The organism is uncultured Methanospirillum sp. (genome assembly GCF_963668415.2).
Lineage (GTDB): Archaea > Halobacteriota > Methanomicrobia > Methanomicrobiales > Methanospirillaceae > Methanospirillum.
Genome location: NZ_CAXXDL010000001.1, coordinates 2023710 through 2046462 on the forward strand (window position 1 = coordinate 2023710; position 22753 = coordinate 2046462).

The following is a 22753-nucleotide window of genomic DNA, read 5'->3' on the forward strand; positions in this document are numbered from 1 at the left end:
TATCAGACAATAACCACAGGTCTGATCGCGTTCTGATGGATCGGATGGATGATAGTGATTGTTCATCCAGATCTTACCTGTTACTTCATGAAGTCCTTTTCATCAGTCCTGTCTGGGGCCCCCAACGGGGCACGTTGGGTTTTTTACAAATCCCGGATAGCCAGGAAGGTCTGCGAACCAGATTCTCATACATGATCTGATTCTGGTCGTGCACAAAAATAGTATTTCAAATCGCTCTGATTCCTCATCCCTCTTTTCTTCTCTGCCGGTTTCTCACTCCTTCGAAAGTACTTCCCATACCCTGCTGACATAGTACACAGCCGAGAAATCGGCAGGGAATCGAACAATGGCAGACTTTACAACCAAGAGTGTCACCAAGTCGGCAGAGCGAAAACTCGCCGCACCTATTGGCACCGTAGCAAGCTTCCTGGCCCTTGTCCAGGACATCATCGACAACAACCCCTGGGGCTGCACCTCGTACACCTCAAACGGGGCAACCGTTGCAGCAGTTGTCAGAGGAACCGAACACTACTCAGGCAAAGTCGTGTATGAGAACGCAGAAGCAAAGACCGTCGGCCAGATCTCTGTCCGGGCACCAACCTCTGCAGCCTTCAGCACAAACATCAGCACCATCGTGGCAGCAACGGCGATAAACACCGCAATGGGAGGAACACCCTCACATGACAGTTCAGAAGACACCTTCAGCTGTGCACTCAAATGCCACAACACGAACGGAGAGACCTTCATGGTCACATTCAGACGTGACAGTGTCGTCGTATCAGGATACGAAGCAGACACCATCCTGACCGGAATAGAGAGCTGGGCCGATACCGTTGCCCTCCTGGCCTAATCGCCCGAGAGAGAATGCAGTGGAATCATCTGCTTGCAGGATCTCTCCTCCTGATCCTGGCGTCGCTCACCGGAGCAGAGTACCTCGGAACCACCATCAGCACCGACGGCGTCGTGATACTCACCGGATCTGACCAGGATGGAAACGGGTCGGTCGCCTCCCGGATCATGGCAATCGGTACATCAGAACTCTCCCGTATTATAGGAGATGAAGGAGGCATCGGGATGACCGTGCAGGGAAGAGGCCCCCTCCTCTTCTCTGATCACACAACCGGAACCACCCCTACTCAGTTAGGTCAGGCCTGTGTCTTTCTGACACCTGACCGGATCAACGCAGACAGCCGGGCCAACCTCGACGCATCAGGTATCCTGAGCTCCGGAATCTATGCCATGACCCGTGTACCGGGTCGCGGGATCTCTGGAGAAACACTGGTGAACGGGAGCGGTATCATGCTCCTTCGTTCAGGATCAGATGGGAACAGGACCACGCGATCAACAGGCTTCGTATCCGGGAACATGACGCTCCACGATCTGACCAGGTACTGATCGAAGATAACAAAAAATGACAGTGATCAGAGGGTTTTGCGAAAGTGTATCTCTCAACTATCTTGCTCCATCTTGCTATTAAGCAGCAAATTGCTGTTATCCAGAACCCCCCTGATCACTTTCACCCTGTTTACCTAACCTTTAGATACCCTCCTACTGAATCACCATATGCCATGTCCTCAATGTCCATGGCTGAATATGCACAAATGCCCGGTGAATCACCAGATCTCAGCACGATACCCGTGTTTTGATCAGCGGTTCAACCATACGCAGATACTGATCCCCTCAATGGTCAATCTTCAAAGGGCCTTGTGTCTCGACATGGCACCGTGTCATCACAGAACCGATGTGATACAATGAACAGAACAAAAACAGACAAGCCCCGCACAACACTTCTCCTTCTTGGCCGGACGGGAAGATTGGCGGGGGTAAACTACCTGTATAATCTTCCGAACTATTGTACCTTTCTGTCATCCAGGGGTGCGTATCGTGGATTGTAGGACGATCCCATGCTCTGTGACATCCCGGCGCAGACAGGTAGATACCAGCGCTTCGGCATGGAATCCTGCAGGCATCTCTCATGGGACAGGTGACCGGAATGAGAGATAATAGTCCTGCCTCCCGGTCCATCCTCTATCATGCAGCGAGAGAACTCGACCATGAAGGGTACCATTCGGTCAGGATCGCAGGTTCAACGCGTCAGTTCGATCTCATCGCATGGAATGGTGAGACGATCCTCTTCATTGCAGTCAGACGTGCCCGCAGCGGCGGGATATCCCGGTTCAGCGAGGACGTGAGCCATCTTGCAGAACTTGCGAGTGGCAATACCCTCCCGGGACTTGTATACATCTGGATCTTCATCTTCAGGCAGTGGTACAGGTACAGGATTATGCCAGGAGGAGCCATCCCGGTCAGAGAGGGGGCTCCTCTATGACTCCTGCAGAACATTCCCGGATCTGCCCGTTCATCTCAATCGGACAGGATCTTGTATCATGTCTCGGCACCCGGTGCACAGCATGCAGGTCTGTCCTCACCGGTGAAGAGCGGCTCACTGTCTGTGCTCTCATAGACCGGGAGTTTTACGACTGCTGGGAGGAGGAAACTCATGGCCGGGCATGAATCCATGATCGATCATCCGACCCGTTCTGCCTGCTCGATCCTCTTTGAACCGGGCCAGACCGTCGAGGTCAGGCTTATCGGAAAGCGGGGGACGGCATCAGGGTTTTACAACAACTATGATAGGCTCAGTCTTGACGCTGTCATGTTTGACAACCGGGGAGAGTATGCAGGAACCTATGTCACCCTCAACCCGGTCAATCCTGATCTCCTGGCACGACGGGCCAACAGGATCGAGACCCGGCTTGGAAAGGACGAGAAGTCAGCAGGTGACAGCGACATCCTCTGCCGGAGATGGCTCCCGGTAGACATCGATCCGGTAAGACCCTCCGGTGTCTCTTCCTCTGAATCAGAGCATGCAGCAGCGATAAAGAAAGCATCCCGTGTTGCGGCGTATCTCACTGAACTCGGATGGCCAGAGCCGGTTTTCGCAGACTCGGGAAACGGGGCACACCTGTTGTACAGGATCGATTGTCCGAACGATGCGGTGTCCCGGGATCTCGTCAGGGGTGTGCTTGAAACCCTGCATATCCTCTTCTCTGATGAGTCGTCAACGATAGACACCTCGGTGTTCAACGCGGCACGGATCTGGAAACTCTACGGCACAACGAGCCGGAAAGGGGACAATATCGCTGCACGGCCACACCGGAAGGCTGCGATCCTCTCAGTTCCTGAGGTTGTGAAGGTTGTAACCGGTGAGCAACTCGCAGGCATTGCCGGGATGTTCCCAAACGAGGCAGAAGCTCCTGAATGCACATCCCGTGAAAGCAGGGGAGCGATAGATCTTGCAGCATGGCTGGATCGCTATGGCATCGGGTACAGACAGAAGCCATATGCCGGAGGTTCAATCTTTGTACTTACCCGGTGCCCGTTCTCGTCAGACCATACAGACGGTTCATACGCTATCCAGTTCCCAAATGGTGCCATATTTGCCGGATGCCATCATGCATCATGTGGCGGTGGAAGACAGCGGTGGCAGGAACTTCGTGAGATGTTTGAGGGTCCTGGGCCTTCCCGGTCACGTCAGCAACAGGAGCCTGATCGGAGGAACCGGAATAGTTCTTCAGCAGTTCATGACCTGAAGGCCGGTCAATCCTCCGGTGCCTGTGAACAGGATACGTCTCCTACGGTTTCGGATGAAGTTTCCAGAACTGCTTTAACTGTTCTCAATGATGGAGATCCGCTCTCCTACATGCTTGAGACCTTTGCACTCGATCATATCGGTGACCCGGTTGTAGCCGAGTGCCTGGTTATGTCACTTGCATCCCGGAAGGTGATCAATGCACGTGGTCTGCATGTTTCTGTCACCGGAGAATCCGGTAAAGGCAAATCTCATGCATTTGAGACGATGATGAGCCAGGTACCCCCGGAGTTCAGGCTTGAAGGGCGGATGAGTGAGAAGGCCCTCTTCTACATCAAGGGCATGCAACCGGGGAGCGTGATTGCTCTGGATGATGTATCTCTTTCAGATCAGATGCAGGAGATCCTCAAAGGTGTCACGACCTCGTTCCGTCGTCCGTTCACGTACCGGACCGTAAGCAAGGACCGGGTTGGTGAGACCTGTATCATCCCTGAACGGTGTGTCTGGTGGGTTGCCAAGGTTGACGGTACTGGTGACGATCAGGTCTGGAACCGGATGCTGACCTGCTGGATCGATGATTCGGAGGAGCAGGATGCTGCTGTCCTCAGGCGGACGCTTCAGGATGCATCCGGGTTCAAGCCTGAAAAGACCGATATCAGGAGTGAGGCTCTTGTCTGTCAGGAGATCTGGAGACAGATATCACCAGCCTGGGTGGTGATCCCGTTTGCAGAGCGGATCCGGTTCTCTTCGGCGATAAACCGGAGAAACCCGGATATGTTACTCGACCTCGTGCGATCCCATGCGGTGCTGAACCAGCATCAGAGGGTCCATGCAGATGCAGATGGGATGGTGCAGATCCTTGCCACAGAGGACGACTTTTCTGCAGCACAGCGGCTCTACATGGCACTCAACAGTTCATCAGGAAGTCTTGAGTCCAAACTAACCCGAAGAGAGGCGACCCTGGTCGATGCAATCAGGTCGCACGGGACAGGAGAGATAACGATTGCCGAACTTCAGCATATCACTGATCTGTCAAATTCGGTTATCTACAAGATGATACACGGCTCTTCAAGCAGAGGTCGTGAGTATTCAGGACTTCTGGAAAAGTGTCCGGCTGTTTCGGTCTGTGACCGGACGCTTGTAGTTGATGAGAGTGGGACAACCTCTGCTCACCGGAGGTCAAAGGCCTACTCCTGGGACGAGAGGATCTACGAGTCCTGGTGTTTTGAAGGGGGATGCTGGCTTGACAAGGATGGTCATGATGATGAATCACCAGACCGGTCAGGTGATCAGCGTGACTGCGGCATTGCGGAGCGTTGCGGCAGTTCAGCGGAAGGTGCCGCAACAGATTCTGGCTCACATTGCGGGTCAGATCAGGTATTAAACAATAATAATATTATTTTATGTACTCATTGCGGAATATGTGAAAACACACAGGATGATGAGTGTGATCAGAGGTGTGATCATGACTCTACTTCTGAAATTCGTTGTGCCGCAACAAGTGATCAGGATTATGAATCTGAACCAGGGAAGAGTTCATATCGCAAGAATGAGGCAGATAATCATTGCCCTGTTTTCCGCAATGATGCCGCAGATGCTCACAGTGAGCCCCGATCAGTATCAGGCTCCGCAGCACCGGGCAGTAGCGGACCAGGCTCCTGGAAGGTGAGACCATCTGATTTCTGTGAGATTGACCGGGGGTTTGGTGCTGGTCCATGTGACTGCTGCGGGTCAGAATGGGTGCAGTACCAGGAACGGATGACACGAGAGCGGCTCTCTGCTCCTCCACGAATGAACAGGAAGATATGCAGGTCGTGTTATGAACATGCACGGCTTGAGGAGGCAGCATCGGTAAGGTCTCTTCCCGGTGTGGTTGATGCCGGGTCGATGACACGGCTGACCTCTGATATCGGGAGATGTCAGGTATGTGGTACGTTCAAGGCAACATGGCATGATCCCGGGTCACGGACAACAGTCTGTGATTCGTGCCGGTCAAGGATTCTCCGGGAGGGGTCATGATCTCTCCAGTGTTCAGGTTCAATCTGCCTCACCTGCTCTGGTTCCTGTTCGGGTGTTCCGTGCTCTGGAAGGTTGGCAGGCTGAAGCCAGATCCGGCTTCTGATCAGGTCAGGGTGATCATCGACGGTCCGGGTGAGATCGGGAGGATATCCCGGGATGATGCCCGGGCTGTGATACATAAGGAGGAAGGCATACTGGTGGACCCCGGGGGAACGGTCGGGTTATCTCCCTCCGGACACGGGGTTGTGATCGAGATTCCGGGAGATGGTGGTGGGCGGTTTGTAGCAGTTGCTATGCAGGTCTGGAATATGCTGGAGTACTGGCCGAGGAAGAAGGCAGCGTTGTTTGAGGATGGATAGAAGGGGGAAAATAAAGGCCGGTGGAGATGTTTGGCAGGATGTCATGGGTCATACTGGTGAGACACCTACAGTATCTCTATGAGTAACCTTTTGTGAATTTAAACTAAATCAAGATCAATATGAATCAAATAAAAATAATCGTTGAACATCATCCTGATGGATATATTGCCTATCCTGTAGGATTGAACGGGGTTGTTATTGGTGAGGGTGACACGTATCAGGAAGCATTAGATGATGTAACTTCAGCAATACGGTTTCACCTAGAAACCTTTGGAAATAAGGCATTCCTGGATTATGATCTCATCGGAGCTGAACTTGCTGAGGTTGTTATCTGAATGAAATTCCCGCACGACGCTCCTCTAACCCGGGTAATCAAATCTCTGGAGGTATTAGGATTTCATGTCGTTAGGTCGGGAAACCACATTTCAATGGAAAGAAACAACCTGGATAATACGAGCACCCCACTTACTCTGCCAGGTCACAATAAAATAAAGGGATCTACGCTTCGAATGATTTGTACACAGGCGGGAATACCTCGTGAAGAATTTATTGAAGCCTATGAAAACTCCGGATAATAAATACAAATTCATGTTGGGGCTGATTCGATTCTGGGAGCAGTAGACTGATGGATGAGGAGGAGATCCGGAGATTAGCCGCAGCGGGTGAGGGTCTGGGCAGGGAGTTCAAATCTGAACTCCACCGGATCCAAAGCGATGATGAGATTGTATCTGATATTGTGGCAATGGCAAATACCGACGGAGGAGTGCTTCTCCTTGGAGTTGAGGATGACGGGACAGTAACCGGAATCCCCAATCGGTCAGGTACGGGGATTGATCCGGTTAAGATCAGAGCGATGATCTACACTAAGACTGTGCCAAATATTAATACACGTATATCGGTTGTGCCTGTTGATGACGTTCAGGTTGTCTCGATTGAGGTGGATCAACACCCGGAGATCTGCTCGACCTCTCAAGGGAAAGCACTCCATCGGATTATTGAGACTCAGGGAAAGCCTCAATCTGTTCCGTTCTATCCCCGGGATCATCTCTCCCGGAGGATACAGATCCAATCCATAGACCTGACCGCTGAACAGGTTCCTGATCTTGGGTTCGATGCTTTCGACCCGGTTGCTTTCGCGTGGATTCGCAGGATCATCAAAGCCCGCAAAGGAGAGAATACTCTCCTTGAACTGACAGATGAGGAGTTAGTAAAAGCTCTAAAACTTGTGGAAACCAAGGATGGAGTGCTCATCCCCAATTACGCCGGTCTATTGCTCCTTGGAAAGGAAGAAATCATCACGACCTATCTGCCTACCCATGAGGTATTCTTCCAGGTTCTCGATGAACGGGGAGATGTCAGGCTTAATGATGTGTTTCATGGCCCGCTCTCCCGTGTTCTTCAGGAGATTGAGGATCGTTTCAATGCCCGGAATGCTGAACGCGAAGTAATCGTTGGGTTATTCCGTGTTCCGATTCCGGATTATTCTTCTGAAGGGTTTCGTGAAGCGATGATGAATGCCATTCTTCACCGGGATTATGCAAAATCCGGGCCGGTGTTCATCCAGTGGCAGACAGACCATATTCTCATTACCAATCCCGGAGGGTTTCCTGAAGGGGTCACCCTAGACAACATCCTCGTACATGAACCGAAGCCCCGAAACCCGCGACTTGCTGAAGTCTTCCGGAGAATCGGACTTGTGGAGACGACCGGGCGGGGTGTCGATAAGATCTACATCGGTCAGATCACCTATGGCAGACCGATTCCCGATTACTCACGAACTGATTCAAATGCGGTCCGGGTGGTTCTCCCGGGGGGAGAGTCGTCGCTTGAATTCGCTGCCCTGGTCTTTGAACAGGATAGAAATGGGAAATCTCTGAAACTTGATGAATTGCTTATTTTAAATGCCCTCCATTCAGAGCGGAGGATTACCACCGCTGAAGCGGGCAACCTGACCCAGAAAGGATTGAATTCAGCGAAGGCTACACTTGAACGACTTATCGAGAGAGGGCTTGTCCAAGGAGTTGGAGAGAAAGGAGGCAGACATTACATCCTATCTCCAAGAGTGTACAAGCGGCTGAATGAATCCTCAGCTTATGTCAGGGCTAAAGGGTTTGATAGAATCCAGCAGGAACAGATGATTATAACCTGGCTTAAAGAACATGGAAAAATTACCCGGTCCGGGGTGATGGATTTATGCACCCTCACCGGATCCCAGGCTTCGAAATTACTCAATAAAATGGTTGAGAATTACCCTTCGGTTCAGCAAAAAGGGACCAGGAAGGGGACATATTATGTCTGGGAGGAGTGAGAATATGTGCGGATATGAGCCAGGATTATATCGAGGTGAGGACTTATGAGCCGGAGCATATCTGGCACAAATATCGTTACAATGAGGAGTTATCAGAGGAATATTCATGAGTGAAACAGAAGTATCCCATCTCTCCCCAAAGCGGGTTTTTATTATCGGTGCTGGAATGTCAGCCGATTGCGGAGCTCCAATAATTAGAAACTTTTTAGAAGAACGGTTTTTATCTCTCGTGAATGAGGAAGATCAAAAAAAATACTCAAATTTCTCTTTGATGTATATCTCCCAGATAATACTCCAAATATTGAAGAAATATTATCAGAAATAGACAATTGTTTGATTGAGGGATCTCCTTTAAAAAATTATTCTCCAGAAGAACTGTTTTCTTTACGTCAGGTATTTGTTAATGCAATAATTGAAATAATTGCCAAAACATGGGACAAAATAAATACAGATTTAGATATCGGTCCGATTGATAATCCATATGCCGCATATCTTTGTGAGGAGGAGGATATGGGGGGAGTAATTCGAGCCAAAAATATTCTTAATATGGAAAGAGAATTGGAATATTATCGTTCTCTTCGAGATGGTTCGTGTAAAGATGACGGAGATATCAGTTCATTATCAAGCGAAGCCCAAGGTTACGTGAGAAATTATTGTAAGTTCGCCAAAATCGTCGACCCGGGAGATACTATACTCACCTTTAATTATGACCATTTTCTTGAATTCGCATTATCTGGAGTATTGGATAGAAAAGATATTGATTATGGGGTAAATTATCGCGAGTTATCCCCTGACGTTGATCTGGCTTGTCATGGTCCAATTTGTTATCGCATTAGAACCCCGGATTGGGTTAAATATAAATTACACGTTTTTTGGCTACACGGTTCAATAAATTGGGGCAGATGTACAAATTGTGGAGAATTATTTGTAACATACCTTACACCATGGATCGGAGTTCAAAAATATATTGAATATATAAAATCTCTCCCTCCGAAAGAGCAAGAACGATATTTTTGCTGTGAAAAATTTGATCCAAAGTCTTTAATTGTTCCCCCATTTGGAAAAAAAGTAGAGAGGTCCCCTTATCTTATTGAGATCTCGAATGCTGCAATAGAAAAGATCGCAGAAGCAGATGAACTGTATTTTTTGGGATATTCTTTAGCCCCATCTGATACGAAAATCAGAGATATTATTCATGAAGCTAAGATCCACCGACATGGAAAGCGATGGAATAAGGTAGTAGTTGTTCATACCCGGATACCCGATGTGACAAAAAACTATGAGGAAGTATTTGGTGATTTTATCCCATTTAATGGGAAAGTAGCTGAATATTTAGATTCTATCCCTGATTCTGATAAACCATTTCATGATCCTCCAAAACAAATCGTGCTTTAACACACATCTGATAAAAATGTCTCAACAAACCTCCTCCTACCTAAAGCATCTCATTGAAGTTGATCTTCCGATCAAGAAAGTTATCAGAACATGCCCGTCGTGAGAAATCCATCCGTCATGGTCATCATATTTCGACACTTCATATCTGGTGGGCTCGTCGGTCTCTTGCTGCTTGCCGTGCAGTTATCTGTGCATCCCTCTGGCCGGATCCAGTTGACCCCTTATGCCCGAAGGAGTTTGTTAAGACTGAACGACTCGAGCATCTTTTTTCCGGCTGTTCTTGAGAGCATTGAATATCACTATGGACAGATTGGGTATGTAAATTTCGGCTAAGACCTAAACCCTGGAAAATGTACGGATCAAATCGGTTGTGATCTTGGTTTCGGAAGAGAATAAGGGAGGTTTGTGGCGGTAGCCATGCAGGTCTGGAATATGCTTGAGTACTGGCCGAAGAAGAAGGCGGCGTTGTTTGAGGAAGGATCGGTATAGACAGAGAATATTGAAGAGATTCTTATTGTATGTCAACATGAAAGGAGAGATGAGAGTTATTATTAGCGACACTAATACTATAATTATATATCTCGGGATATTTCAGGCAGGATGTACTCTTTCAGAATTATATGGTGAATTATGAACCAGGTTCCGGTAACTATGGATGATATACAAAATGTGGTGAAACGTCTTGTTAAGGCTGCTAACCCACGAAAAATCATCCTGTTCGGTTCATATGCCCGCGGTGAAGAGACTCCTGATTCAGATATTGATCTCATGGTAATAGAGGATACTGTCAAGCACCAGGGAATGGAGATGGTACGGTTGAGAAAAGCAGCCGGCAGAATAGCCCCTGGAGTTGGTATTGATATTCTGGTGTACCCGACAGAGAAAACCAGAGACCCTGTCCCTGGCACTGTTGTATACTGGGCTTTATCAGAAGGAAAGGTACTGTATGAGTGCTGAGGAGGAGAGTGCAGCATTAATCCGTCTCGCTTATGATGATCTTATTGCTGCAAAAATCCTTTATGAAAAGGATGGACCATCATCAATTATCTGCTTTCATGCTCAACAGACGGTGGAGAAAGGGTTAAAAGCAGTATTGATACGGAAAGGCATTCCCATTAGGAAGATTCATGATCTTGTTGAATTGACTGAATTAGTTCAGGATCTTTCACTCACATTGCCGGTTGGTGGTGATAAGGTTGCCCTTCTCAATCTGTATGCAGTCAAGGCAAGATATGATGATACTATTGCTGATACTCTCACCCCGGAAGAAGCGATAGAGATTGCTACAAAGGTTATTGAGTGGAGTGAATTGGTTTAGCTTTAGACGAGGAATGTTCCTTGACTGTTTCTTTGAGTATGAAAAGTGTCTCTCCTAGTCCTGTCCCTATTTGAGTTTATTCAATATCAGTAAAAAATCACAAATTTGTGCTCTTATTATATTGGGTATTCTATTATCTCTTGGTCAATCATTTAAATCTGGTGTTTAGATTGTTACTATCCCTTGATTATTATCAGTGAATATCACCAATATATTTCGAATTAATCATAAAAATTTTCTTATTCTGAATAACATATTCCCGAAATAATAAAAAAATGTATTAATTAGTAACTCATTTCGAATTATTAAGTTAAACTTAAATAACTTAGTTTCATTAAACAAATTTAATGTATATCTTCTATAATTCTAAATATATTGTCTGTTATGCAATTATTATGTGAGAAAAGAGAAAAAATCACAATTTACCTACTAAAAAATCAATAGAAAACCATGTCGGCATCGATAAATATCTATACATATATTTACATCTATGGAAAAAAAAGAATTAGATTCAGTAGCACAAGCAATCGTACAGTTCATTAGAGGTGATCCAAAACGGTATCGCTCTATCACTAACTTTAAATCTAATATCCCTTCAAAACTGAGAAAACAAATTGGGATTTTAAAAAATTCAGAGGATCAAGACGTAATTAAGATCATAAATAGCATTAAACCACAACCCTTCATCTATACTAAAATCTTTCCAAGAGGAGAAAGAAAGTATATCTCTACCTATACTCCGATTGAGTTATGCCTGCAATGTATCACAGAGTATCCCCAATTAACCATTAATCAAATTTCAACTAAGCTCCCCTTTAAAAAAGAAGAGCTTACTCAAATCTTGAATGTCCTAATTAAGGAAGGTAAAATTGGTATTGAAATTGAATTAAAAGTAGGAAATAGATCTAAATGGGTTTTTAAATTAAAATCAGAGGTAACTCCTATAACTAATTATAATTCTGATCGGACGGAATTAAAACGAGCTTATGATAATCTCGAACGTGGACGTGGTTATGTTGAGATCTATGAAATTCGAGAACATCTAAAATGGGAAAGGGATCAATTCGATAACCTTTTAGAGACTTTATGGGTTCAAGGAGATATTGTGTTACAAACGAGTAACCAAGAGTCTCTAACGCAAAAACAACGTGATGATTCATTTCTTGATCGTGAGAATACATTACGAATACTCCTTCTATGGAGTGGAATGTAATGGATCCTAAGAAAATCCTTCGAGATAACAATCCTTTTTGTTCAAACTCTGCCCCTCAGCCTTGGGGTAATAATGATTATGATGTTCCATCTATTTGTGCTGGGCCATTTGATAACCTCTTTAAACTTGTAAAAGCGAAATCAGAAAATCCAGAACTACCAATTGGTATTTTGATAAAAGGAGAAAATGGATCTGGAAAAACGCATTTACTGGCAAGAATTCTGAAAAAATGTTCTGATGAAAAAGTAAATGCATTTTTTGTTTCAATAATTCCGATCTTTGCTTCTTCAAAACCAATGGACCATCTCAATCGTGAAATCATAACTAGCCTTGGAAAAAACATCCCTGGCAGACCCAGGTACACTCAAATTCACCGTTTAATTACTGAGGTTTTAAGAGAATACGTCAGTAAAGAAAATGGGATCCCTAATATAAATCAAAAAATAGAAGACAATCAATGGTTTTTCTTTTTACCACAGAAAGATAAACAAGCAGAGGCACAAATTCTAGCGGATAATGCAATTGCATGGCTTGTTGGAGAAGAAGTTCGTGTCTCGAATGATTTTTTGAGGGCGTTATTTGCTTATTGTAATGACTTAAAGCGGCATATTGCTAGGAAATGGTTATATGGTGAAAGGCTTGATGAAAAAGAGTCAAAAGAGATTGGTGTTACCTATCATGCAAAAAAAATTGCAGAAGATGTTCATGAACAGATAATGTTTGATAGAATATTATCAATAACCGCGTTAGCTGCTCGCTACCATCTTACAATTATTATATGTTTCGACCAACTTGAAGATTTGAGTTCTGAAAACCAACGAACTGCATTTGGTCAAATGATACAAACATTGGTTAATTTTTGCCCTGGAACTCTACCTGTTGTCCTTTCCAGAATGAGGTACTGGGATACCGGACTTAAACCGTTTCTCAATACAAGCGTGATTGAAAGAGTTGAGATGAATTCATTTGCGATAATGGGTTGTTCACCTGATCAAGTTGATGAAATACTTCAAGGAAGGATAAAAAGTAAATTCCCCGAAAAATGGATTGAATTGTATAATTGGCTTTCCAATGAACTGAAAAAGAACCTATTTCAAAACAATATTGGTACTCTTTCTCCTCGAGAAGTAATAATAAAAGCCAACAAGATTATCTTAAATAATCAGCAGATAAAAAAGGTAAATCCACTTGATATTCTGTCTTTAAAATTTAAAGAAGCAACTGAAGAATTGAGATGCTTAGAACCCACCAAATGGTCTCTCTCAAAAGAACAGTTACTATCTGCCACATCTCTCTATTTTAAAGGAATTGGTTGGCATGTAACTACAAGTACAGATAGTAAAAAGTATATAAAAATCTCAAATAAAAACGAAAAAGCAGTCATCCTAATTAATACTGAGAGTAACTATCAAACAGTAGGAGGATATTTCACAGAGGGGATAAAGTTAATTAATAAGAATAAAGATCAATTTTGCATAATTATTGCTGATCCAAGGTGTACGTTGAGTAAAAAATCATGGATAGCTACTGGAAAGAAACAAAAAGAATTTGCTAATAAAGGTGGGTATGTTTATTCTCCTCATTATGCAGATATCTGTCGTTTTTACGCTCTTGATAATCTACGACGGAATGTTGTTGTCGGTGATATTACATATGAAACTCTTGATGGATCAAGGAATGTTACATTAGAAGACCTAAATCTCTTTATTAAAACTCCAGAAAAGTTTGGAGAGGTATTACTATCAATCCCGCCAAAGAATATCCCGCTTCCTCCACAGTGTGATCATATAAAAAACGTATTAACTGACCTCCTTCGGACTGGCCCATCCTTCATTGCAGATATTGATTATATCCATAAAGAATTGATAAAAACATTTCCAATAAGTCTCGATTCGCTTATTGATTGCTGTAAAAGTCATGAAGATGATTTCAAACTTATTCCTACTGGTTCTGGATTGACAATTATGCTATATGGATCATCAGCAACATGTTAAAATTATCTGTAAGTGCCTTACATCTTTGCCAACATTGTCCTCGTCTACTTGGATACTTTTTAGAAAAAAACGGAAAAGCATGGAGAATTGGTCATAAGGGATCAGGCAAGTTACCTGGTAAATACTTTCATTATATTAGCCGAAAGGTACATTCGGATATCTCTGGGAGAGGAGATCAAGAAAAGCGTCAAAAGTTGATAAATGCATTTGGAAAACCATCAAAAACGCGGTCCTCTTTTGTTCTTGAAACTATTAAAATGGAGTATTTTTATCCTTATCTGCTTGATCATGGCATAAAATTTGGTCCCGATAATGCCATAGCACTTGGGGCAGCAATGAAAGTTTGGAGCAATTATCTTTGTGAGATGGTTACTCCCCATATAGATATCGGGGAAAAACCCGATGTAGTTATTAGGATGGTATTTCAAGACGCTAGCCCCATGATGAAAACAGAATTTATTACTATTGATGGAACAAAGGTTTTGGTCAGAGGTAGCACCGATGGGATTCTTTTTGATATTACAGAGAATACTCCTATAATTGTTGAATATAAAGGGAAAATGGCATCAAATCCAACTCAAGAGTTAATTCAAACAGCTCTATATTCAAAAATGTTTTATCAAAATACGGGTCTTTTTCCTGGAGTACATGTCCTTTATCTTGAAGAGGAAGAACCATTAATTCGATATAGTGTTGATCAAATAAAAACAATTATTAAAGGGGTTCCTCAACTCGTCGAAAGAGCTAAAGATGTTGCCTCAGGTAAAAGACCTATATTAGGTACTCTTGATAAAAACCTTTGTAAACAATGTTTCTTCTTTGAACAATGTGAAGAAAAGTTTGGCAGATGACCTAAATTTGATGGTGAATTATAATCCCTGTCTCAAACAAACCTCCTTTCAATGGATGAGTCACGATCTCTTCAGCAGATTTTCTCCCTGCAAGATATGCCGCAAGTCCGGGATCGGTAAAATATACCTTTGGCATCTGAATCAGGCGTTTATTGAAATTTTTATGATGAATCTTTAAGAGAAAAACAATCCCTGATGTTTCAAGAAGAGATATCCATTCCTTGACAGTCTTATGGTTTATGCCGTAATCACTACCAATAGATGAAAAATTTACTATCTGCCCGACCCGGTTGGCACACATCCTGAGGAAGGTCTGAAACGTGGTGAGATTATGGACCTGTTTCAGTTGCCTGAGATCCCGTTCAAGATATGTCTGAACATACGACGAGTAATAGTCAGATGGGAGAATCGTTGAGTTATATAGCCGGGGATAAAAGCCCCTGTATAGATATTCTTCATACCTGTCGTATTGAAACCCTGCCTGGATCAGTTCATTCATTGATAGTGGCAGTAGCCGAATGATACCGATTCTCCCAGCAAGAGACTGGGATATACGTTCCATCATGAGAAAGTTCTGTGAACCTGTTAGAATGAATTGGCCTGGAGTATTATTGTGATCCAGAATCCCCTGTAAATATGAGAACAACTCCGGAACATACTGTGCTTCATCAATAATTGCCCCGGTATCCTGAAACTGTGCCAGAAAACTCCTGGGATCCTCCTCTGCAAATCTCCGGGTGTCAGGCTCTTCGAGAAAGATGCATGGTTTTGAGGGGAACAGAGTCTTGACCAGGGTAGTTTTCCCGGACTGACGTGGCCCGGTTATGATCACTGCAGGAAATCCTGCAACCAACTCCAGTATCCTTTTCCGGCTGTTCTTGAGATCATAGAATATCACTATGGACAGATTGGAAATTGAATTCTCAATATGTCCAGATCAGATAAGTGAATTTCAGTTAAGATCAAACACTTGGAGAATAATGGGATCAAATCGTTTGTGATCGAGATTCCGGGAGAGGATGGCGGTCGGTTTGTAGCGGTTGTCACACAGGTCTGGAACGTGCTGGAGTACTGGCCGAAGAAGAAGGCGGCGTTGTTTGAGGAGGCAGGTAACATGATCGTTGGATAACCGGGATACAATTGGGTGTATGTGTTCCATGGTGAGAATTAAAAAGGGAATGATTGAGAATCAGATCAGGAGATGTAACACCCATCAATGATATCGAAGAAATTAGAAACTTGGTCTTCTCCTCATGATCTGCAATACCAACAAAAATGTGATGTATTTTTTTGGATCCCTACTCGATAAGCCCTTAAGTCCTTAAATTCGGTGTTTTTTAATTCATGTTGGTGATTAATTCCCTGACATCAATCCAGATTACCAGTTCTTTTCTGCTTTCTCCCCGCTCTCCAACCTCTTTCTTAATTACCCCGAGGATGTGCCCTCCGTCATCAGATCCGCCTTTCGTTGCCTGATCGATATCTGTCACCGGAACAGTCAGCACTGAGGTTACTTCATCAACAACAATACCGGTTTTCTGTGAAGAGACCGTATCGTCCATCACAATGAACCTGAGATCTGCAGTGGATGCATCTTTTGATGCTTTTATCCTGAGTAACTGTCGGAGGTCAACAATGGTTGTAATTTCACCACGAAGATCAATTATCCCTCTGACATGGGATGGAGCATGAGGAAGAGGAGTGATCTTTGAAGCCTCTACAATCTCCCGGACATCAAAAAGGTTGACCGCAAATTTGTCTTCTCCAATAATGAATTCGACAACCTGCACCTCATCTTCCTGATTTTCCTTTCCTGACTGTGTTTTGATGTTAGCAAGATCCATCTTCGCTCCTAGATTCTAAACTTCGCCATCTCTCTAGAGACCACATCAGCGATCCCACTCACATTCGTGATAACTCTGCTAACCTGCTCAATAGCGGATGATGCTTCTTCAGTTGCTGCAGCAGCATCTCTTGCATCCTTTGTAGTGTTCTGAATGAGACCGCTCACTTCATTGATACTTGCAGTAACTTCCTCAACAGATGCAGCCTGTTCTTCTGATGAAGACGCTACATCGGTTGCATTCCTGGTTATCTCATCAATCGAAATAGCAATCTGGTTGAAAGCATCCAGGGTTTCAAGCAGGGCTGAACTGCCAACCTCCACCGTCTCACCAGCGTGGCCCATGGCAGCATTTGCCTGTTTCGCTTTATTTTGCAGGTCAGTTATCATATCTGCGATATTTTCAGCCGAAGTGCGGGAATCCTGTGCCAGAGATTTGACTTCAGCTGCAACAACGGCAAATCCTCGTCCTGCTTCACCTGCCCGTGCAGCTTCTATTGCAGCATTCAGGGCTAGAAGGTTGGTCTGGTTTGCAATATCTGATATCAGGCGGACAATCTTTCCAATCTCATCCATCTTCTGATTAATATCTTTAACGATCTGATCAACCTCTGATGATGAGTGTTTTATCTCATTCATTGCCGTTTCAGACTTATGAGCAAGTTCAACACCGCTCTTTGCAAAGTTGTTGGCCTGGGTTGCTGTTACTGAGACCATCTCTGCTTTTCTTGATACTTCAGAAACAGTGATATTCAGGTCTTCCATTGCTTTGAGCACCTGGATGATGCTATCTTCTCCTTGCCGTGAGTTACTACTGACTTCCCCGGTGATCCGCACAACCTGCTGTGCACCAGCTGCTACTTCCTCAGTACTTGCTGTTGCCTCTTCTGCATTTGAGGCAAGATCTATAACCTGTTTATTGATGAGCCCGACTGCTTCTGATACCTGGATTCCGATATTATTCAGAGCATCTTTGAATGCAATCCAGTCACCTGATACATTGAGAGAAGTATCAACCCGTGCAGCAAAATTTGAGTTTGCATATTCTTTTGAGACCCGGAGTGCCTCATTGACCGGGATGATAACACTGTCAAGTGTCTCATTAACTCCCTCAACGATCTTGCGGAAGTCACCCTGGTGTTTGTTTGCATCCGCACGGGTTTGAAGTCGCCCTTCTACTCCTGCCTTAGATAACAGATTTGCATCTGATACTAGAGCGTTGACTGCATCAATACAGATATTGAGATTGTCCTTGATCGTGTTAAAGTCACCATTATACGAATCGGTGATCTTAACCGGAATGTCACCTTTACTGATTCGGTCAACATAGTTTGCAGCCACATTAAGAGGTCCAATAACTGCATCGAGAGTTTTGTTGACACCTTCTACAATCTTTCTGAAGTCGCCCTGATGCTTGTTAGCATCCGCACGTGTTTCGAGTTTTCCGTCAATAGCTGCCTGAGAGAGCATGTTAGCATCTGCGACAAGTGCATTTACGGCATCTATGCAGGTGTTCAGGTTGTTTTTGATGATATTGAAGTCGCCGTGATATGTGTCAGTAATTTTTGGTGGAATTTTTCCTTTTGAAATATTGTCAACATAATTTGCAGCGACGTTTAGAGGGTCAATAACTGCATCAAGTGTTTTGTTGACGCCCTCTACAATCTTGCGGAAATCTCCCTGGTGTTTAGAATCATCAGCCCTTGTCTCAAGTTTTCCTTCAATAGCTGCCTGAGAGAGTATGTTTGCATCTGCGACAAGTGCATTTACCGCGTCAATGCAGGTGTTCAGGTTGTTTTTGATGATATTGAAGTCGCCGTGATATGTGTCAGTAATTTTTGGTGGGATTTTTCCTTTTGAAATATTGTCAACATAATTTGCAGCAACGTTTAGGGGGTCAATAACTGCATCAAGAGTCTCATTTACTCCTTCTACAATCTTTCTAAAATCTCCCTGGTGTTTCGTGGCATCAGCGCGGGTTTCGAGTTTTCCCTCAATAGCTGCGTGAGAAAGCATGTTTGCATCTGCGACAAGGGCTTTGATGCTCTCTTTCATCTTAATAAGGTATTCATAGATCTGATCTTTTTCAGATGCCATATTCATCTGGGCAGTCATATCACCGGCTGATATCTTCGTGACATACTCGATGAGTTCTGATAGCCATTGATGCACTCCGTTAATGGCATTTTTCATCTCCTCATGATCGCCATAACATTCAATCTCAACCCGTTCCCGAAGATCTCCTCCCCTTATCTGCCTCAATATCCTGTTTCCTTCTCCAATAGGGAGAAGGATAGCATCTAGCATCTGGTTGATATTTTGCACAAGGTTTTTCCAGTCTCCTTCAAATTTTGAGATGTCTGCCCGGGTTGATAATTTTCCCTCTGCTGATGCGGTTGTTAAATCATTGAGGACAGAGAAGAGTTCCAGAATCCTGGAGCGAAACATGTTGACATCATGAGTGATAAATGCCTTTTTTCCGGGAAGTTGTTCCATCTCAATAGAAAAATCCCCTTCTCCAAAGTGCCGTATCACTTCTACAATGCGCTTTTTAACCCCGATATGATCACTAACCTGCTCATTCACCCCTTCTGCCATAGTGCGGTACACACCGGTAAATTTGTCTACAGGCATGAACCACTCAATATCGCCGGCTTTCTGGTTCTGCCTCATCAAGGCAATTTCTTCAACAAAAATACTTAATTCTTTTCGTTCTTCCTGAAGGGTTGATATTAAAGCTTTTAACTCTTCAGTACTCAGTTTTTCAATATTGTTCAAATCCATGATATCTCCGATTATTGTAATTTAAAAAAACCTGATTCTCTATGGTTAAAGATCCTTCTCTATTCGCTGTATCATCTTTTTGATATCAAGCCAGATCACAAGGACATTCTTGTCTTTTCCTCTTCCATCCTTGCGATGTTTACGTATTACTCCGAGAATATCCCGTGAACCCTCACTGGATGAATGAGCCTCCTGGTCAATATCGTTCTTATAATATGTAGTGACCGAATAGACATCATCGACCAGGATCCCGATCATCTTATCACTGACAGTTTTATCAAGCACAATCACCCTTGAGCGCCTCTTTCCTGTAGATTCCCGGGTGATGTGCATCATAACCCGAAGGTCTATGATCGTGGTGATCATGCCCCTGAGATCTATGATTCCGGTAATAAATTCAGGGACATTGGGAATTGGTGTGACATCGGGTGTAGTAATCACTTCTCTGGTATCAAAGAGGTCAACCGCAAACATCTCATCCCCAATCCCAAATTCAACCACCTGTTCAGTATCTTTAATCCGGGAGTAGGAGATATGGTCCCTTCCCCGGCTAATGCCTGAATCAGGTGCAAATTTTCTCATATCTGTCTGCTTTACAGTAATAGGTTCCATGATGCCCCTTCAGGCTGTTGTAAACCTATTCATCTCTTCAGATATCTTCTGAACAGAAACAGCAGCATCAGAAATTGCTTTTGAGATCTGATCAATTGAGGCAGTAACCTCTTCTGTTGCAGCTGCTGAACTTACTGCTTCTTCTGCTGTTTTTTGCACCAGACTTCCGACCTCATGGACACTTGCAGTGATCTCTTCAACTGCAGCGGCCTGTTCCTCGGTAGCTCCGGCAACCTCCATCATGTTCTGGTGAACTTCATTAATTGCCCTGACAATCTGGGTGAAAACTTCAAGTGTTTCAGTAACTGCAGAATTGCCTGCCTTGACTTCAGTTGCAGATGTCTTCATTGAGGCTGAAACCAGTTGTGACTTCTTCTGCAGGTTTCCAATGATTGAAGCGATATTTTCTGCAGATTTCTGAGACTCAAGAGCCAGGGATTTGACTTCGTCAGCAACAACTGCAAAGCCCATTCCAGCATCACCAGCCCGGGCAGCCTCAATTGCTGCATTGAGAGCAAGAAGGCCGGTCTGCTCTGCAATACCGGTGATTACATCAACAATCTTCCCGATCTCTTCCATCTGGCTGGTGATGTCAGTGATGATCTCACTTGTTTCATCAACCGACTGCATGATCCCTTCCATCCCTGCCTCTGCTTTCCCGGCAAGATTGGCACCTTTTTCTGAGAGGTCAACGGTCTGTTTGGCTAGTACTGAAGCTTGCTCAGCCTTTGTTGCAACATCTGTCACGGTATTGGAGAGATCTTCCATTGCTTTGAGTGACTGTACGATCCCGTTGCCACTCCGTTCTGCAAGGGAACTTACCACGGTAGAACTCTGTGCCACGGTATTTGTAGCACTTGAGACTTCTTCCGCACTGGCATTTGTCTCCTCCATTCCGGCAGTAAGACTCTCTACCTCGCTCTTCACTCCACCGATCGCAATACTTCCAGCGACACCAATCTGGTTTAAGGCCTCTTTGAATGGGATGAAATCTCCTTTCACTACGAGTTTTTCATCGATCCGATCTGTGTAATCACCGTCTGCATACGATCCGGCCAGCCTCATTGCTTCATTTACCGGGTTAATGACTGAATCAAGGGTGTTGTTCAGGCCTGAAATGATATTTTGGTACTCTCCGTTGAACCGGGTTGCATCTCCTCTCTCTTGTAACTGTCCGGCCTCTGCAGCTGTTGCAATACGCTTGACAGTGGTTACCATACCGGTAATGGTATCTTTCATCTGACTCATGGCAAGACCAAGAGAGTCTTTGTCAGATGCAACCGGGACTGTGACGTTCAGATCTCCCACTGAAAGGGCTGATGCAACCTCGGTTTTTCCTTTAAAGTTATCGATCATCCGTCTGAACGAGTCAGCCAGAGCTCCGAGTTCATCACTGGAAGAGTATGTAATCTTCTGGTTGACATCTCCAAGAGCGAGATCATCAGATACTTTTGAAAGAGCGATGATAGGGGTTGCGATGCTCCTGGCAAGATAATACGCAAATGCTACTCCGGCGATGATAATCAGGATTGTGATAATGATCATCATCATAATCATGGCATTGATATCGTTCAGAGCGTCTCCCTGATCCTCCATGTACACGAGGAACCATCCAGGTTTCTCTTTTATTGCATATCTGCTTCCAAGAACGTTTTCACCCATGAAGTTGGTCCAGTAGTTGAGTTTTCCCTCCTGGATCATGTCTATCTTGGCTTTTTTGTTCAGGAATACATCATCTGCACCCTTTACATGACTTATTATGAGGCCTCCCTGATTGAGATCGATCAGCATTCCTTTTCCAGTTGAACCAAGACCAGAGGGATCGAGAACGATCTTCTCCACAGCTTCCATCGGTGTAGTGACTAACACCACTCCTACGGTTTTATTTTCAGAATCGACTACATTTGTGGCGTATCCAAGTGTTGGAACTTTTTTATCGTCAAAGTACGGGGTCGAGATATAGTTGCCTTTCTCCCCCTCGGTAAACAATGGACTATCCTTGTAACTTTTTCCGATGTTCTCCGGTAAATTTGATGAGATAACATCTCCTGCGAGGTTGACGAGCATGACATTGCCAAATGCGTCACTGGTTCTGTCAGCAGACGTTTTAAACCCGGCATTACTGGTGGTTCGTTTCTCCTGATTAACTCCGGATTTCTGTTCTGTTGAAAGAAGGTCAATACTGGCCGGTCGTGTAGCCACCATGTTAACGAGATCTACCCCTTCCTGCACGATAAGGGTCATCTGTCCGGCAGAGTTGAGCCCGACGGCATTGTAGGTTCCGTGCATCTCGTTTTCCATAGTGGAACGTGCGTTGATTGCACTCACTGACGCAAGGATGATACAGCTGACCAGCACAAGGGCAACCATCGATACAATAAGTTTTGTTTTAATAGACTTGAATTCAATTTTTTTCATTTTTCCCACCTCACTAGTTCCTCCTTATGGTCCTGCAGAAGACAGGG

The 22753-nt window shown here is 44.6% G+C and carries 23 protein-coding genes; 18 read left to right on the forward strand and 5 right to left on the reverse strand.

Annotation, left to right across the window (positions count from 1 at the left end; all coding sequences use genetic code 11):
- Positions 1–346: 346 nt before the first annotated feature.
- The 17 genes from ACHZA2_RS09290 (at position 347) to ACHZA2_RS09370 (ending at position 15049) form a co-directional block, all read left to right on the forward strand.
- Entirely contained in the window at positions 347–850 is a 504-nt protein-coding gene (locus ACHZA2_RS09290) for a hypothetical protein (RefSeq protein ID WP_319579485.1), read from the forward strand.
- Positions 851–864: 14 nt separating this feature from the next.
- Positions 865–1395 carry a hypothetical protein gene (locus ACHZA2_RS09295; protein ID WP_319579486.1) on the forward strand — a complete coding sequence of 177 codons (531 nt, stop codon included), beginning with the start codon at positions 865–867 and terminating at the stop codon, positions 1393–1395.
- Positions 1396–1993: 598 nt separating this feature from the next.
- Positions 1994–2329, forward strand: a complete 336-nt coding sequence (locus tag ACHZA2_RS09300) for a hypothetical protein (RefSeq protein ID WP_319579487.1) — start codon at positions 1994–1996, stop codon at positions 2327–2329.
- Positions 2326–2514, forward strand: coding sequence for a hypothetical protein (locus ACHZA2_RS09305; RefSeq protein WP_319579488.1), 189 nt, complete (start codon positions 2326–2328; stop codon positions 2512–2514). Before ACHZA2_RS09300 ends, ACHZA2_RS09305 begins: the two co-directional genes overlap by 4 nt.
- Complete coding sequence (locus tag ACHZA2_RS09310; protein WP_319579489.1) at positions 2501–5611, forward strand: hypothetical protein; 3111 nt, start codon at positions 2501–2503, stop codon at positions 5609–5611. The genes ACHZA2_RS09305 and ACHZA2_RS09310 overlap by 14 nt, the downstream gene beginning before the upstream one ends.
- Positions 5608–5970: a hypothetical protein gene (locus tag ACHZA2_RS09315; protein WP_319579490.1), complete on the forward strand. Its 363-nt coding sequence runs from the start codon at positions 5608–5610 to the stop codon at positions 5968–5970. The genes ACHZA2_RS09310 and ACHZA2_RS09315 overlap by 4 nt, the downstream gene beginning before the upstream one ends.
- Positions 5971–6089: 119 nt before the next feature.
- Positions 6090–6305: a type II toxin-antitoxin system HicB family antitoxin gene (locus ACHZA2_RS09320; protein WP_319579491.1), complete on the forward strand. Its 216-nt coding sequence runs from the start codon at positions 6090–6092 to the stop codon at positions 6303–6305.
- Positions 6306–6545: a type II toxin-antitoxin system HicA family toxin gene (locus tag ACHZA2_RS09325; protein WP_319579492.1), complete on the forward strand. Its 240-nt coding sequence runs from the start codon at positions 6306–6308 to the stop codon at positions 6543–6545.
- 50 nt (positions 6546–6595) lie between these two features.
- Positions 6596–8278: an RNA-binding domain-containing protein gene (locus ACHZA2_RS09330; RefSeq protein WP_319579493.1), complete on the forward strand. Its 1683-nt coding sequence runs from the start codon at positions 6596–6598 to the stop codon at positions 8276–8278.
- Between the two features lie 106 nt (positions 8279–8384).
- A complete protein-coding gene (locus tag ACHZA2_RS09335) occupies positions 8385–8603 on the forward strand; it encodes a hypothetical protein (protein WP_319579494.1) in 219 nt (72 codons plus the stop codon).
- An 8-nt stretch (positions 8604–8611) separates the two neighbouring features.
- Complete coding sequence (locus ACHZA2_RS09340) at positions 8612–9673, forward strand: hypothetical protein (RefSeq protein ID WP_319579495.1); 1062 nt, start codon at positions 8612–8614, stop codon at positions 9671–9673.
- A 59-nt stretch (positions 9674–9732) separates the two neighbouring features.
- Positions 9733–9957, forward strand: a complete 225-nt coding sequence (locus tag ACHZA2_RS09345; protein ID WP_319580959.1) for a DUF1156 domain-containing protein — start codon at positions 9733–9735, stop codon at positions 9955–9957.
- Positions 9958–10303: 346 nt separating this feature from the next.
- Positions 10304–10630 (forward strand): nucleotidyltransferase domain-containing protein, encoded by a 327-nt coding sequence (locus tag ACHZA2_RS09350; RefSeq protein WP_319579496.1) that lies wholly within the window; start codon positions 10304–10306, stop codon positions 10628–10630.
- On the forward strand, positions 10620–10991 hold the full coding sequence (locus ACHZA2_RS09355) for a HEPN domain-containing protein (protein ID WP_319579497.1): 372 nt from the start codon (positions 10620–10622) through the stop codon (positions 10989–10991). Before ACHZA2_RS09350 ends, ACHZA2_RS09355 begins: the two co-directional genes overlap by 11 nt.
- A 490-nt stretch (positions 10992–11481) precedes the next feature.
- Positions 11482–12204: a hypothetical protein gene (locus ACHZA2_RS09360; RefSeq protein ID WP_319579498.1), complete on the forward strand. Its 723-nt coding sequence runs from the start codon at positions 11482–11484 to the stop codon at positions 12202–12204.
- Positions 12189–14198, forward strand: a complete 2010-nt coding sequence (locus ACHZA2_RS09365) for a P-loop NTPase fold protein (RefSeq protein WP_394698538.1) — start codon at positions 12189–12191, stop codon at positions 14196–14198. The genes ACHZA2_RS09360 and ACHZA2_RS09365 overlap by 16 nt, the downstream gene beginning before the upstream one ends.
- Complete coding sequence (locus ACHZA2_RS09370) at positions 14192–15049, forward strand: PD-(D/E)XK nuclease family protein (protein ID WP_319579500.1); 858 nt, start codon at positions 14192–14194, stop codon at positions 15047–15049. Before ACHZA2_RS09365 ends, ACHZA2_RS09370 begins: the two co-directional genes overlap by 7 nt.
- Position 15050: 1 nt before the next feature.
- Here ACHZA2_RS09370 and ACHZA2_RS09375 read toward each other — a convergent pair whose 3' ends face one another.
- Positions 15051–15902 carry an ATP-binding protein gene (locus ACHZA2_RS09375; RefSeq protein ID WP_319579501.1) on the reverse strand — a complete coding sequence of 284 codons (852 nt, stop codon included), beginning with the start codon at positions 15900–15902 and terminating at the stop codon, positions 15051–15053.
- A gap of 117 nt (positions 15903–16019) precedes the next feature.
- Here ACHZA2_RS09375 and ACHZA2_RS09380 point away from each other — a divergent pair, with 117 nt between their 5' ends.
- Positions 16020–16178 carry a hypothetical protein gene (locus ACHZA2_RS09380; RefSeq protein WP_319579502.1) on the forward strand — a complete coding sequence of 53 codons (159 nt, stop codon included), beginning with the start codon at positions 16020–16022 and terminating at the stop codon, positions 16176–16178.
- A 208-nt stretch (positions 16179–16386) separates the two neighbouring features.
- Here ACHZA2_RS09380 and ACHZA2_RS09385 read toward each other — a convergent pair whose 3' ends face one another.
- Genes ACHZA2_RS09385 through ACHZA2_RS09400 form a run of 4 tightly spaced genes read right to left on the reverse strand, consistent with a single transcriptional unit; the run spans position 16387 to position 22706 of the window.
- Positions 16387–16893: a chemotaxis protein CheW gene (locus ACHZA2_RS09385; RefSeq protein ID WP_319579503.1), complete on the reverse strand. Its 507-nt coding sequence runs from the start codon at positions 16891–16893 to the stop codon at positions 16387–16389.
- Between the two features lie 8 nt (positions 16894–16901).
- Positions 16902–19676: a methyl-accepting chemotaxis protein gene (locus tag ACHZA2_RS09390; protein WP_319579504.1), complete on the reverse strand. Its 2775-nt coding sequence runs from the start codon at positions 19674–19676 to the stop codon at positions 16902–16904.
- Between the two features lie 45 nt (positions 19677–19721).
- Positions 19722–20288, reverse strand: coding sequence for a chemotaxis protein CheW (locus ACHZA2_RS09395; protein ID WP_319579505.1), 567 nt, complete (start codon positions 20286–20288; stop codon positions 19722–19724).
- A gap of 9 nt (positions 20289–20297) precedes the next feature.
- Positions 20298–22706 (reverse strand): methyl-accepting chemotaxis protein, encoded by a 2409-nt coding sequence (locus tag ACHZA2_RS09400; RefSeq protein ID WP_319579506.1) that lies wholly within the window; start codon positions 22704–22706, stop codon positions 20298–20300.
- Positions 22707–22753: the final 47 nt, after the last annotated feature.